This is a genomic window from Bacillus mexicanus (assembly GCF_050445615.1).
Lineage (GTDB): Bacteria > Bacillota > Bacilli > Bacillales > Bacillaceae > Bacillus > Bacillus mexicanus.
Window position 1 is genome coordinate 569,489 of the sequence record NZ_JBCEYV010000002.1, and the last position, 13,107, is coordinate 582,595.

15 protein-coding genes are annotated in these 13,107 nt (G+C 43.7%); all 15 read right to left on the reverse strand.

What is annotated here, in order from left to right; translation table 11 throughout:
* Positions 1-39: 39 nt before the first annotated feature.
* Positions 40-1,749, reverse strand: a complete 1,710-nt coding sequence (gene ureC, locus AAGG74_RS12505) for an urease subunit alpha (protein WP_429675692.1) — start codon at positions 1,747-1,749, stop codon at positions 40-42.
* Positions 1,746-2,120, reverse strand: a complete 375-nt coding sequence (gene ureB / locus AAGG74_RS12510) for an urease subunit beta (protein WP_429675694.1) — start codon at positions 2,118-2,120, stop codon at positions 1,746-1,748. The genes ureC and ureB overlap by 4 nt, the downstream gene beginning before the upstream one ends.
* On the reverse strand, positions 2,117-2,434 hold the full coding sequence (gene ureA, locus AAGG74_RS12515; RefSeq protein ID WP_429675696.1) for an urease subunit gamma: 318 nt from the start codon (positions 2,432-2,434) through the stop codon (positions 2,117-2,119). The genes ureB and ureA overlap by 4 nt, the downstream gene beginning before the upstream one ends.
* A gap of 429 nt (positions 2,435-2,863) precedes the next feature.
* The gene (gene csbD / locus AAGG74_RS12520) at positions 2,864-3,052 is read right to left on the reverse strand and encodes a stress response protein CsbD (protein WP_162103867.1); all 189 of its coding nucleotides are present in this window, start codon (positions 3,050-3,052) and stop codon (positions 2,864-2,866) included.
* Between the two features lie 72 nt (positions 3,053-3,124).
* Entirely contained in the window at positions 3,125-3,604 is a 480-nt protein-coding gene (locus AAGG74_RS12525; RefSeq protein WP_202923608.1) for a hypothetical protein, read from the reverse strand.
* A 173-nt stretch (positions 3,605-3,777) separates the two neighbouring features.
* Positions 3,778-4,911: a response regulator aspartate phosphatase gene (locus AAGG74_RS12530; protein WP_429675698.1), complete on the reverse strand. Its 1,134-nt coding sequence runs from the start codon at positions 4,909-4,911 to the stop codon at positions 3,778-3,780.
* Between the two features lie 189 nt (positions 4,912-5,100).
* Entirely contained in the window at positions 5,101-6,126 is a 1,026-nt protein-coding gene (moaA, locus tag AAGG74_RS12535) for a GTP 3',8-cyclase MoaA (RefSeq protein WP_429675699.1), read from the reverse strand.
* A 15-nt stretch (positions 6,127-6,141) separates the two neighbouring features.
* On the reverse strand, positions 6,142-6,930 hold the full coding sequence (fdhD, locus tag AAGG74_RS12540) for a formate dehydrogenase accessory sulfurtransferase FdhD (protein ID WP_162103864.1): 789 nt from the start codon (positions 6,928-6,930) through the stop codon (positions 6,142-6,144).
* Between the two features lie 195 nt (positions 6,931-7,125).
* A complete protein-coding gene (locus AAGG74_RS12545; protein WP_162103863.1) occupies positions 7,126-7,290 on the reverse strand; it encodes a hypothetical protein in 165 nt (54 codons plus the stop codon).
* A 90-nt stretch (positions 7,291-7,380) separates the two neighbouring features.
* Positions 7,381-8,055, reverse strand: a complete 675-nt coding sequence (locus AAGG74_RS12550) for a vWA domain-containing protein (RefSeq protein WP_429675702.1) — start codon at positions 8,053-8,055, stop codon at positions 7,381-7,383.
* A 310-nt stretch (positions 8,056-8,365) separates the two neighbouring features.
* Complete coding sequence (locus tag AAGG74_RS12555; RefSeq protein ID WP_162103861.1) at positions 8,366-9,049, reverse strand: vWA domain-containing protein; 684 nt, start codon at positions 9,047-9,049, stop codon at positions 8,366-8,368.
* A 383-nt stretch (positions 9,050-9,432) separates the two neighbouring features.
* A complete protein-coding gene (gene spoIID / locus AAGG74_RS12560; RefSeq protein ID WP_162103860.1) occupies positions 9,433-10,464 on the reverse strand; it encodes a stage II sporulation protein D in 1,032 nt (343 codons plus the stop codon).
* A 193-nt stretch (positions 10,465-10,657) separates the two neighbouring features.
* A complete protein-coding gene (murA, locus tag AAGG74_RS12565; RefSeq protein WP_162103859.1) occupies positions 10,658-11,968 on the reverse strand; it encodes a UDP-N-acetylglucosamine 1-carboxyvinyltransferase in 1,311 nt (436 codons plus the stop codon).
* A 33-nt stretch (positions 11,969-12,001) separates the two neighbouring features.
* Positions 12,002-12,742, reverse strand: coding sequence for a YwmB family TATA-box binding protein (locus tag AAGG74_RS12570; RefSeq protein WP_429675705.1), 741 nt, complete (start codon positions 12,740-12,742; stop codon positions 12,002-12,004).
* A 132-nt stretch (positions 12,743-12,874) separates the two neighbouring features.
* Positions 12,875-13,105, reverse strand: a complete 231-nt coding sequence (locus AAGG74_RS12575) for a DUF1146 family protein (protein WP_162103857.1) — start codon at positions 13,103-13,105, stop codon at positions 12,875-12,877.
* Between the last annotated feature and the right edge of the window lie 2 nt (positions 13,106-13,107).

The window sequence follows — 13,107 nt, forward strand, 5'->3', positions numbered from 1 at the left end:
TGAAGCCGATGAGGCCGGACGCACTCCGGCCGCGTCTTGTCAAAATAAGAAATATCTTTGTCCAAGCGGAACGTAATCGACAGGCTGGCAAGACAATTCCTCTCCGTCAGCGAAGACCTGATAGGTTTTCGGATCAACCTCAATCTTCGGCAAAGCTGCGTTCAATTTCATATCCAGCTTGCTCAGCTTTCTGATATGTTTGACCGGAGAGATTCTTTTTTCCAAGCCTAATTCTTCCGCTACACCCCGCTCAATGCTAGCCTGAGACATAAATGTAATGGAGGTTGAGCGATTGGCTTTTCCGTAAGACGCATACATCTGGCGCATAAACACCGGTTCCGGCGTCGGGATGGACGCGTTCGGATCCCCCATTTGCGCACGTGCAATCATTCCGCCCTTCAAAACCAATTCCGGTTTCACACCGAAAAATACCGGGTCCCACAGAACGAGATCAGCGAGCTTCCCTTTTTCCACCGAACCGACTTCATGGCTGAGCCCGTGCGTAATCGCCGGATTAATTGTGTATTTGGCAACATAGCGTTTTGCGCGCATATTGTCGTTTCCGTGTTCTCCAGCAAGAGCGCCGCGCTGCTTTTTCATTTTGTCTGCTACCTGCCAGGTGCGGATGATCACTTCACCGACCCGTCCCATCGCTTGGGAATCCGATGATGTCATGCTGATCGCTCCGATATCATGGAGAATATCCTCTGCCGCAATGGTCGCAGCCCTGATTCTGGAATGGCTGAACGCCACATCTTCGGGCACCTTCGCATCTAAATGGTGGCAGACCATCATCATGTCAAGATGCTCCTCCATCGTATTGACGGTATAAGGAATGGTTGGCGTTGTGGATGACGGCAGAATGTTCGCATAAGAGGCGAGCTTCATAATATCCGGGGCGTGGCCGCCGCCTGCTCCTTCAATATGATAGGTATGAATGACCCGATCCCCGATCGCGTCAAGCGTGTTTTCCAAAAAGCCCGCCTCGTTAAGCGTATCGGTATGGATGGCAACTTGAATATCAGCTTCATCCACCACTTCCATGCACGTTTTAATGGCGCGCGGCGTCGTACCCCAGTCTTCATGAAGCTTAAGGCCGATGGCGCCTGCTTCCACCTGCTCAATCAGCGGCGCTTTATCAGATGCATTCCCTTTTCCTAAGAAGCCGACATTGATCGGAAACTCCTCGGCCGCTTCCAGCATCCTTGCCATATACCACGCGCCGGATGTACATGTTGTCGCTTTGCTTCCTGTAGCAGGTCCTGTTCCGCCACCCAAAAGTGTCGTCACACCTGAAGAAAGCGCAACCTCCATCTGCTGAGGGCAAATAAAGTGAATGTGCGTATCCACTCCTCCGGCTGTTACGATTTTGCCTTCACCGGAAATCACCTCTGTGCCCGCGCCGATGACCATATTCGGAGCGACTCCGTCCATGATATCAGGATTTCCGCTTTTTCCGACGCCGACAATCCGGCCGTCTTTCACACCGATATCCGCTTTGACAATACCTGTGTAATCTAATAGTACGACATTGGTGATGACCAAATCCAAAGCGCCGTCTTTTGCTGTGATTCTGCCGTTTTGGCCCATGCCGTCGCGGATCGTTTTTCCGCCGCCGAAGATCATTTCTTCACCATATACAGTAAAATCCTTTTCGACTTCGATCCATAAATCTGTATCGCCCAATCTGATTTTATCGCCCGTCGTCGGGCCAAACAGCTCCGCATATTGCTCCCGTGACATGTTCATCGGATCACCTCCTCCATCCAGCCCGCTTGATGTAAATTGGCTGACGTTTTTCCTTTGCCGCGTTCATCGATAAACGTGTCGGCCATTCCGTTCAGGCCTCTGATTGTCTTACGTCCTCCGATTTCCACGAGCGCAACCGTTTTCTGCTCGTCCGGCTCAAAACGGACCGACGTGCCTGATGGAACATCAAGACGCATGCCGATCGCCCGCTCCCGGTCAAATGATAATGCCCCGTTGGCTTCAGCAAAATGAAAATGCGAGCCGACTTGAATTGAGCGTGATCCAGTGTTTTTTACTGTTACCTCCCGTGTCTCGCGTCCTTCATTAATCGTAATGGTTCCCTCAGCGATTTGGAGTGCTCCCGGTTTCATGACTTCACCTCCGCAGAAATGGGCTGATGTATCGTGACAAGCTTCACTCCATCAGGAAATGTGGCCTCTACTTGAATGCTGTCCAGCATCTCAGGCACACCCTCCATCACGTCTTTTTCCGTTAACACATGTCGGCCGGCTTCCATTAACTCCGATACACGCTTCCCATCACGTGCGCCTTCCATAATAAAACAGGTGATATAAGCAGCAGCCTCAGGATAGTTCAGCAGAACGCCCCTTGTTTTTCGCTGTTTGGCTAATTCTCCCGCTGCAAAAATGAGCAATTTCTCTTGTTCAACCGGTGTCAGTTTCATCTGTCGTCCTCCTCTTTTTTCATATAAAGCAGATTCGCTTACTGTGAATTTGCAGAACATGCAGGCGGGACATCACCTCCCTTTCTTCAGGTGTGAAAATCATACAGTAAGATGCCTTTCAATGCGGTGAGCTGTTTCTTCATCAGCTTTCCCATAGTCAACAACCGTTCCCCTGCCGATTACATAAAGGTAGCCAGCACATAATAATGCGTTTTCCAGCCTGTGCTCGACTAATATAGATCGATTGATGTTACAAAAGTTAACAACTTATGTCATTATTATATAGAAAAGGATTATAAAATAATAGAATATTGAAAAAATTTAGATGGTTTAACTAAATCGATTTCTATTTTTGTTACATTTATTCACATCAACAAAGTTTCACAAAAAAAGACAAGAAACATATCGTTTCCTGCCTTTTCCGTATGATTAATCTTTATTTGTGAATGTATCCTTTGCTTTGCCGACATCCTTTTGGATCTCGCCTTTCGCCTTATCTTTTTTGCCTTCAGCCTGCATGTCCGCTTTATTGGTCATGTCCCCGACTTTATCCTTTGCTTCTCCTTTGGCTTTATTGAAGCCGCCTTTCATTTTATCTTTTACACTATCGTTACTCATGTTTATTCTCTCCCTTCATTTATGTGTGTACTTGTTATGTTCCCGATTCAAGAGACAGTAAACATTTGAAGGTTAATGATCGATCTCATAGCGCTCTCCGTAGCGAAGCACCTTGTAAATCGCAAGCCCGTCTGATGACTTTTTCTCTGAATACCGAACCGGCAGCAAGGCGAAAAACACATAATACGTAGAAAAGTAGACAAACTGATAAAAAAACATATTCGGTGTTAATACACTGTGTGTAATCAGAAAATTGATCGCAAAAATTGTGATAAGGTTAAACAAGCTGCCTCCCCCATACACGAGTGCACGCGATAAACGATTGTCAGTTTTCAAATCACCAAACCTGCAAAAGGAATCTATGAAATAGATCGCTCTGACCCGGATCGGCCCAATCTTGAACAGCGTTTTTCCCATCCCAATATCCAATGATCCTTTTCCGCCAAAAATAAGGGCCATGAAGCTGTGCCCTGAAACATGAATGATCTGTACAAGCGGCAGAACAATGAGGAAAGACCATAAAAACTTCACCATATCATTGAAACCAAACATCAAATTCCCCCTCACGCCTATCAATGAACCATGCATCATCTATCTAAATCCGACTATATGAATGTGATCAAAAGCATATATATCGATTTTTCCTGTTCTGTCTGGAAATAAACGTTCCGATGCTCACCTTTTTTTGTATAAAAAAAAACCATCTGCCAGCAGATGGTTTTATTTCACACTTGATATAAACAGTCATTCCTTTGGATCATCTTTCTCATGCTGTCCGCTTTTTCATAAAAATACACCGCTTCTTTGTAGTGTTCATGATGACTGAGGTAGGAGGCAGCATCCAAAGCGAATTCTTCAATATATACGAAAAGCCCTTTTTCTTCCATATAGTGGAACACTTCTTGAATCATATCCATATTGACAGACTCCACATATAAGGCCTGCAAAAATTTATATTTCGCCAAACTGAAAAAGTCATTTCGCTTTTGTGCAATAGCAATCCCTTTTTCATAGTAATGCATCGCAGCTTTGATATCTTGCTTTTTGAAAAGAACGCGAGTCAGGCTGAAGAGTGCTTTGGGGAGCTGTTCCAGCTGATGCTCTTCAAAGACAGGGAGTGCTTTTTCAAAGTATTCCGCAGCTTGATCCAGGTCTCCTTTGTCATCATAGCCATTCCCGATATTATAGAGGGCTGCTCCGATCAACCGAGGCTGTCCTTCCAATAAGGCAAGGCGATACGCGTCATTCAAATGTACAAGCGCTTTTTCATAGTTTCTATAGTCAATGTAGTTTCCTGATATGACGAAATGACATTGAATTCTTCTAACTCTGTAAAAATCGTGAGCCTTGTACGTCTCAAGCGCCTGTACGGCATGGTTCATAGAAAAATGCGTTTGCTTCATGATATAAAAAACTTCCGCGACTTTGAAGTGAAATTCCGCTCTTTCAATTTCATCTTCTACAAAAGCGAGCATCTTCTCAGCTTTTCGATAAAAGGATATGGCCGAGATGTAATTGTTTTGTTCAAATTCGTACATTCCTCTGAACAAGTGAAAATAGTACTCAGATAATCCTGAAATGCTGTTCTGATTGCTTTCCAGCGTTTTAATCAATTCACGATATTGAAGCTGGGATTCCTCGTGCAGGTCAGGCTTTACATAATCCAGCATGATTTGGTGCCGATAACTGATGAGCTGATAATACAAGAGAAGCAACTGGTCCTCTTCCATCTGTTCTATGTCTTGATCAATCTCTTCCTTCAGCTTAACGGCATCAGCCACTTGAAATGCTAAAATGCGCTTATACCACTTATTGATTTTCACTCCTACTTGAGATGACGGGATTTCGTACGCGGCCATGCCCCTCCAACCCTTTCTATTTTCTAATTGGTTATATTTTATCATAATGTATGGCTTTGGAATTAAAATTTTCTTACAATGATTCCTTCCTTTTGCCTATCTTTATATACTTCGGTTTTTGTAAGTATTTTTTGCACTTTAATGTCTATAAAAAAAGCTTACCGGAAAGTGCCGATAAGCTTTTTACATTTAACCGCCGATATAAGACATTTCCACTTTCTTTTTGTCCGATGCTTTTGACAGCGTACGGTCGACTGAATACTGATCAATCCGGTTTTTCCATACGGTGCCGATCATTTCTGATAATTCGTCATCGCTTAATTCTTGCCGAACCGGTCCTCTGAGGTCATATCCGCTTGAGGCGAATAAGCAGGTAAACAGCTCCCCTCTCGCAGATAAGCGGGCCCTGTTGCACGATCCGCAGAACGCATCGGATACAGACGATATGACGCCGATTTCTCCAGATCCGTCTAAGTAGCGGAATCTGGAAGCCACTTCACCTTTATAATTCGGCGCTATCTGTTCAACCGGCATGTGTTCATTGATCAATTCAATGATTTCCGCCTTAGTCATGACATCTTTCTTTTCCCATTGATTGGTGTTTCCTACATCCATAAATTCAATGAATCTCAGAATATGCCCTTTTTCCTTAAAATAACGGGCCATAGGCAGTATATCTTTTTCATTGACGCCCTTTTGGACGACCATGTTGATCTTCACACCGAGCCCCGCTTGCTTCGCCGCTTCAATGCCTTCCAGCACCTTGCTGACCGAAACTCCGCGTCCGTTTATCTTTTTAAAACGCTCGTCCTCTAAGGAATCGAGGCTGATCGTGACCCTTTTCAGACCGGCTTCCTTGAGCCTTTCCGCATAAACAGGCAGCAATGATCCGTTTGTTGTCATGGCAATATCACGTACACCCGGAATGCGGGCGAGTTTTTTGATTAATTCCGGCATATCCTTTCTCATGAGAGGCTCTCCGCCTGTTAAACGGATTTTTTCAACGCCGAATTTTGTGACAAACAGTGTCGCAAGCCGCTCCATCTCCTCAAACGAAAGCAGCTCCTCTTTCTTTAAGAAAGGATAATCCGGGCCGAATAATTCCGCAGGCATACAGTACGTGCATCGGAAGTTGCAACGGTCTGTAACAGAAATACGAAGGTCTCTCAGCGGTCTGTTCCTCTTATCCAGCATCTGATGCGATTCTGTAACCATAGCTACAGCCCCTTCCTATCCCCTGATTCTCTCGGGATGTGTATATACATTAAATGATTCGTTTCTGACAAATCCGATCGCTGTGATATTTAATTCCTCCGCCATTTGAATCGCAAGCTCTGTCGGCGCCGATTTGGAAATGACGATCGACACGCCGATTTTTGCCGCTTTCAACAGAACTTCTGATGAGATTCTGCCGCTAAATACAATCAGTTTGTCACGGACGGACATCCCGTTCAGAAGACAGTGGCCGTATAATTTATCAAGCGCGTTGTGCCTGCCGATATCTGTGCGCATCAACAGCAGCTTTTCTGTGTCGCAAAGCGCCGCATTGTGGACGCCTCCCGTATCTTGAAATGTTCCGCTCCCTTGCTGCATGTCTTTCATAAGCGCTAGACATGCTTCAGGTGATACCTTGATTTGGCTGACAGCCGTTTTAGCGGTTTTGACATCCTGCTGAAAATAAAAATGGCGGCCCTTTCCGCAGCATGAGCCGATCACCCGTTTCGTATAATCCTTTTGATCTAATGTCTCCGGATGAACGAGATCGACATAAACAAACCCGAGACTTTCATCTATTGTAAACCTTTTAATCTCTTTTTGAAATCGAATTACACCCTCAGATGCTAGAAATCCGATGACAAGCTCTTTGATATGCTCCGGCGTACAAACGAGCGTCACAAATTCACTTCCGTTCAGTATCACTGTCAAAGGGTATTCTGTCACCATTTGGTCTTCTACTTTGCTGATTTCCCCTTGTTCATAGCGCCATACATCCCTAACCGCAGTTACTTTATCGTTCAACTTCTCTTCCCCTCCACAATGTTCCTGCCATTATATTTTTTCATAATCCACGGATTTTGTCGAATTATGATACATACAAATAGCCCTTTATATAAAGGGCTTTCACAGGATGTGATAACAGCGTATCAAGGAACGGCGCCTAAACATTTAGCCGCCGGTTCCTTGATACGCTGAGAGCCCTCTGTATAGAGGGCTCTATGTTTGATTGTGCTGCTGATTCTTTTTCAAGACCACAAACAGCACAATAGCTGCAACTAATGTGAGAATGCTGACAAAAAAGAAGGCTGCCAGTTTCAGAAAAACACCGAGCAATACGAACGCCACGGCGGCAATAAGAAAAAGCACTCCTAATAATTTCATATGTTCAACCCCTTTTAAAGGGTATCATTCCCACTCAGGCTGCTTTTAAACCAAAGAAAAAAGGCGCCTGGAGAGCGCCTTTAAAAATCGTTACTCATTAAACTTCTGTGCTTCTTTTTCCCAAGTCTGTTCAAACTCATCCGCGCTGTCCGCTGAAATATATTCACCGCCGCCAGCAACAGCCGCCTGTTTCATTTTTTCATTTCCTTTCATATCAAAGTTGAAACCAATGATGTTAACAATGGTTTCTACATTAGATTCACGAAGCTTTTCAATTTCCGCTGCAGGGTCTCCGCCGCATGTTTCTTCACCATCAGTGATGACGTACACTACGTTTTTTCCATCAGCATCAAATGATTCAAATTCTTTTCTTGTATCTGCAAGGGCTTTAGCAATCGGTGTCCAGCCAGTCGGCTTGATCGCACTCAATGAATTGTCAAACAGCGACCCTTCATATGGATGAAGAGCATAAATGGTTTCTGTCGTGCTGCATGAGAGAGCTTTGCCGGACAGCTTATTATTCCCTGCATGTCCGAAAACCCGAAGCATAAGATTTGTATTCTCGGGAAGCAGATCAGCAAATGACGTTACTGATTTTTTGGCAATGTCTATTTTGCGCTCCCCCCCTGTTTTTTGATTCATACTTCCACTTCCATCAAATAAAACAGCAACATTTGTGTCAGCTTGTTTCTCAGCGGCAAATGACGGGAATGCAAAGGAGACAGTCAGCAATCCAATGAGACCGGCAGCCAGAAATTTTTTCATATTAATCTTCCTTTCTTTAACTTATTTTCCAACTATATCAGTTGGATTCCTCTTTATGCTAGAATACGAAAATGAAAAAAGATATAGGGCAAGCTGCCTTTTGTGCTGCTTCCCCCTCTATTCACCATCGCTTGAGTGCCGGTGATTTTTAGCCTTTTTCGCCCAGAAAACATATATAAACTGAGACATCATTCATTCTTTTTTCGTCTTGATTATGACAGAGAAACGAAAATCTGCTACTATGCTACAGGCAGAAAGCTACTTTTCACATACAAAAAAAGAGGCTGATCACTATCAGCCCTCTTTTTTCTTATTTAGATAACATTAGGGATTGCTGCGTGAAGATTTTCTCAACATCTTCTTGCGTATAAGCCGGGAAGTATTCACCGCCGCCTACTTTTGCAATTGCGTTCAGCTGGCCTTTATAGCCCTCTTTATAATCAAAACCGATCACATTAACAGTGATATTGTCTTTTTGCAGTTCTTCTGCTGTTTTAATCGGGTTTCCTCCGCACGTTTCCTCACCATCTGTCAGCAGGTAGACTACTTTTTCCCCTTCTGTATCAAGCTGATCAAAAGAAGATTTCGCCTCATTCAGCGCTTTGGCAATCGGCGTCCAGCCAGTCGGTCCAATTGTATTAAGAGAATTGAGGAAGCTTTGCTCGTTAAAGCTTTGGAAGCCGTATACGTTACGGATCGCTTCACATGACTGAACTTTTCCGGAATTTTTATTGTTTCCTTCTGAACCAAATACACTCATTTTCACCTGAGTTCCTTCCGGCAGCGAGCTTGCAAAATTAGAAATTTCTTCTTTAGCTGAATTAAATTTAGATACACCGTCTATTCTTTTCGCCATACTTCCGCTGGCATCAAGCAAGACTGCAACATTTGCCGGAGCTTCAGCCTCCGATTCTTTCTTTTCAGCCGCAAAAGCAGGTGAAGCTAATCCGAATAACAAGCCTGTCATCATGATCAATGAAAATCTTTTTTTCATATCCTTACCCCTTTACATTTACAAGTTTGTTTCTACGCGCAGTTGTTCAACGCTGAACATAATTAATCGTAATCGACAAAAACAGAGAATGAAATAGGGCGGCCTTCCCCATTGCTGTTGTTTACTTTTGCATAGAAATCTTGGTTTTATTAGTGATTTGCACCTAACACTATCATGAAAAAAGAAGATTGCCGGTCTTTCGGCTTTCGTTATATGAGTCTGTCGAAGTCTGTCGCAATATGTGGATTACTTTACCACAGGAAAAAAGGATCAATTCCCTTTATCATCATTAAGACTGTCAGGAGCTTATCTAAATGGTTTCATTCGTCCTAAGACCAAAGATACTCATAACAGAAAAAAGACGCTTCATTGAGCGTCTCTGCTTATTTCTTCGCCATATATTTATTCAAAAATGAGTTTGCGTCAGATATTTGTGTGCCTTTGTAATAGTACTTCACAATTTGATCAACCGTTTTGCCTTCTTGCGCCATAAAATTCGCACCATATTGGCTCATGCCCACACCGTGTCCGAATCCTTTTGTCGTGACAGTGATGGTATCTCCGCTTCGCTTCCATTCAAAGTCCGCTGAATTGAGACCCAGCTTTTCACGTATGTCTCTTCCTTTCAGCGTCTTGCCGTTAATGATGGCTGTTGCAACCTGACGGCCCGGTGTCTCTCCGGTGATCTGTCCGACTGCACTGGCTCCATCCAGTTTGACGCCAAGTTTTTGCTCAAATTCTGTTGCTGTGAAAGTTTTCGTGGCCTTAAATTTCGGGGACTTTTTATCCCATGAGCTTTTGACGCTTTTCAAATACGGGATGACACTTGTCCAATAGGCTTCTGCATTCTCTGTGTAGCCATTGCTTGTAGAGAAAAAGGCAGCTTCAATCGGCTGGTTATTGTACGTTAAGATTTTGCCTTGCGTGCTGGCTACCGCATCTGTGATCTTCTTCAATTTTGCTTCATAGCTGGAGCCCCACTGTTTTTTTAGCTCTGCTTTGCTTTTATACACTTGGAACATCTGTGTATCATCCACCAGCGATCCTTTAGGAGCCTCTACTGCTGAATTCGACACCATCAGTCTGACGATGAACGTTCTGGCGGCGAGAGCTTGGGCTTTCAGCGCTTCAGGTTTAAAGGTTGCCGGCATTTCAGAGGCAACGACTCCAATGACATACTCTTCAAGCGGAATCTCTTCTACGGATTGTTTTGCGGTTCGATAGACGGGAATAGAAACAGGCGACGCCTTCAATGTTGCCGTTCCTTTTGATACTGGTTTCGTCCTGATTGCTGCTTTACTTGATTCTACAGCGGCCCCCGCTTCTTTATTATGCTGGTACGGAATGACCAAAAGCGTGGGTACTAAGAGAATCAAAGCACATAGTACAGATAGTGTGATTACGAATTGTTTCATATTCAGCTGCCTCCTGCTCGGGATTCGACTCTAGTCTAGTCTATGGGCAGGGACATGCTAATATGACTCTCGTTTTGGACAGAAACTTTATTTGTTATTTACGTATTCTTTTTTGTTGCATTGCGCATAATGATGATAGTACAAAAAAATAAAAAAGCAGTATGTCAGATTGACACACTGCTTTTTACATCCTTTATGCGTTTAAGTCAGAAACAACTTCTTTGTTCTCTTGCTCAGAAGCAGACTCATCATTTACACGTTCGATGTCTGCGCCAATAGCTGCAAGCTTCTGATGGAAGTCAACGTAACCGCGGTCTAAGTGCTTCAGTTCAGTAACACGTGTATGACCTTCAGCTACTAACCCCGCAAGAATCAGCGCTGCACCTGCACGCAAGTCAGTCGCTGCAACTTCAGCTCCCTGAAGCTGTACAGGACCATTAATGATGACAGAACGACCTTCAATCTTGATATCACCATTCATACGACGGAATTCTTCCGCATGCATAAAACGGTTTTCAAAAACGGTTTCTGTAATCATGCTTGTGCCGCTTGCACGAAGCAAAAGCGCCATCATTTGTGACTGCATATCAGTCGGGAAGCCTGGGTGAGGCATTGTTTTAATGTCGATCGGTTTGAGTTCTTTCGGACCGATGACACGCAGGCCTTCACCTTCATCCTTAATCGTTACACCCATTTCTTCCATTTTGGCAATTAAAGAAGTGAGGTGTTCAGGAACCGCACCTTTAACTAATACGTTTCCTTCAGTGATTGCAGCGGCAACCATAAATGTGCCCGCTTCAATGCGATCAGGAATAATATGATGTTTTACACCGTGAAGCTTTTCGACTCCTTCAATTTTGATGGTGCCGGTGCCAGCTCCGCGGATTTTTCCGCCCATTCCGTTGATATAGTTCGCTAAGTCAACGATTTCGGGTTCTTTCGCCACGTTCTCCAGCGTTGTGGTTCCCTCAGCTAGAGCTGCTGCCATAATAAGGTTCTCTGTAGCTCCTACACTCGGGAAGTCCAGATAGATTTTTGCGCCTTGCAGACGGCCTTTTACTTCAGCTTCGATGAAGCCATTGCCGACTTTGATTTCTGCGCCCATTGCTTCAAAACCTTTTAAATGCTGATCAATCGGTCTGGAACCAATTGCGCATCCGCCTGGAAGCGCAACTCTTGCATGACCTGTACGCGCAAGAAGCGGCCCCATGACAAGCACAGACGCACGCATTTTACGCACATATTCAAAAGGTGCTTCAGTTTGCAAAGCGTATGAAGCATTTACAGTCACTTCATTATTCTCAAAATGCACATCTGCTCCTAAATGACGCAACACTTCGTTAATTGTATATACATCGGAGAGCGTAGGTACATCACAAATTACGCTTTTTTCTTCACTTGCTAATAAAGCTGCAGCGATAACAGGTAAAACGGCATTTTTAGCGCCTTCAACTTTGACTGTGCCGTTTAACTTTTGACCGCCGCGGACGATGATTTTTTCCAAGGTATTCCCCTCCGCGTCCCTAAATTCTCTATATTAATATTCAGTCGTAACGATCGGTGTGCCAACCGTAACGGTATGTTTTTCGCCCATTCCTGCACTTCTAAGTGCAATTTGCAAATTCATTTTATGTCTCGAAGTCATGATCGACTCTTCCCACTCATCTGTCAACGCAGAAATAGAAACGAAATTTGGCTCAACTACATGTTCTACAGATCTTGCTTGAAATTCGTTTGATAACTGACTTGCTTTTTTTTGCAAAACAATATTCATATTATCATTTAAATGACCATTTAGACAAGTAAAAATAACTACTTTTTCTTGGAATATCCCGAGTGTCTCCCGTTCAAACTGTTCATATGTATCATTCCAGCTCATCGGTATCTCAAGACTCATTTGCTCATATAATAAATACGAAGTTGGGTTGTGTTTTTTGAGGGTTGTGACAAGCTGCAGTTTAAAAGAAGTGCGATTTTTTTTGTCATGATATGTGCCAATCGCCTTTACAATTTTATCTTCCTGGGCAATCGCCCAATCATATTGACGATACTTTGATTTTAAACGTTGCACTTTTTGATAAAATTCTTTTTCGCTCAGCGACAAGTTTTGTTTTGCATGCAATGTCCACTTATCTATTGACACACCTTGGCGTTCCATTCCCCCTGCTATTTGCGCTAACGGTGTTAACTCACTCGCATGGATGGTATGGAAAACAGCTATAACAAAGCTAAGCATGACAGAAATGATAATAGCATGGCTTACTTGTTTTTTCTTCATATTCATCTCTCCCCCTTATCCCCAGTTTTACCGGAGGCAAGAGGCGCCATACGTAAAAATCTTCGTCAAAACTCGAGCTCTATACTACAACCCGCTCCCCAACCATTCCCGTAATGATAGAATACAAAACTATTAAAACAGGTAGGGAAGCTGCTGTGAATAATTAAGGTAATCTAAAAAGAAATTCGCAACGGCCGTTCCAATGGCGATTGTCAGTAAAATCATCAGGAGTCTCGCCTGTATGACTTTTCCTTTTTTAATTAACGGATCGATATTGACGGCTTGGAGCGCCCACCAAGTCACCGCTATAAAAATCAGATGAACGACAATACCAATTGCAGCCTGCTGTCCCAATACACTCATCT

Bases quoted from the DNA above. Each gene is read 5' to 3' on its own strand.
- ureC (WP_429675692.1), bottom strand. From the start codon at position 1,749: ATGAACATGTCACGGGAGCAATATGCGGAGCTGTTTGGCCCGACGACG.
- ureB (WP_429675694.1), bottom strand. From the start codon at position 2,120: ATGAAACCGGGAGCACTCCAAATCGCTGAGGGAACCATTACGATTAAT.
- ureA (WP_429675696.1), bottom strand. From the start codon at position 2,434: ATGAAACTGACACCGGTTGAACAAGAGAAATTGCTCATTTTTGCAGCG.
- csbD (WP_162103867.1), bottom strand. From the start codon at position 3,052: ATGAGTAACGATAGTGTAAAAGATAAAATGAAAGGCGGCTTCAATAAA.
- AAGG74_RS12525 (WP_202923608.1), bottom strand. From the start codon at position 3,604: ATGTTTGGTTTCAATGATATGGTGAAGTTTTTATGGTCTTTCCTCATT.
- AAGG74_RS12530 (WP_429675698.1), bottom strand. From the start codon at position 4,911: ATGGCCGCGTACGAAATCCCGTCATCTCAAGTAGGAGTGAAAATCAAT.
- moaA (WP_429675699.1), bottom strand. From the start codon at position 6,126: ATGGTTACAGAATCGCATCAGATGCTGGATAAGAGGAACAGACCGCTG.
- AAGG74_RS12545 (WP_162103863.1), bottom strand. From the start codon at position 7,290: ATGAAATTATTAGGAGTGCTTTTTCTTATTGCCGCCGTGGCGTTCGTA.
- AAGG74_RS12550 (WP_429675702.1), bottom strand. From the start codon at position 8,055: ATGAAAAAATTTCTGGCTGCCGGTCTCATTGGATTGCTGACTGTCTCC.
- AAGG74_RS12555 (WP_162103861.1), bottom strand. From the start codon at position 9,049: ATGAAAAAAAGATTTTCATTGATCATGATGACAGGCTTGTTATTCGGA.
- spoIID (WP_162103860.1), bottom strand. From the start codon at position 10,464: ATGAAACAATTCGTAATCACACTATCTGTACTATGTGCTTTGATTCTC.
- AAGG74_RS12570 (WP_429675705.1), bottom strand. From the start codon at position 12,742: ATGAAGAAAAAACAAGTAAGCCATGCTATTATCATTTCTGTCATGCTT.
- AAGG74_RS12575 (WP_162103857.1), bottom strand. From the start codon at position 13,105: ATGAGTGTATTGGGACAGCAGGCTGCAATTGGTATTGTCGTTCATCTG.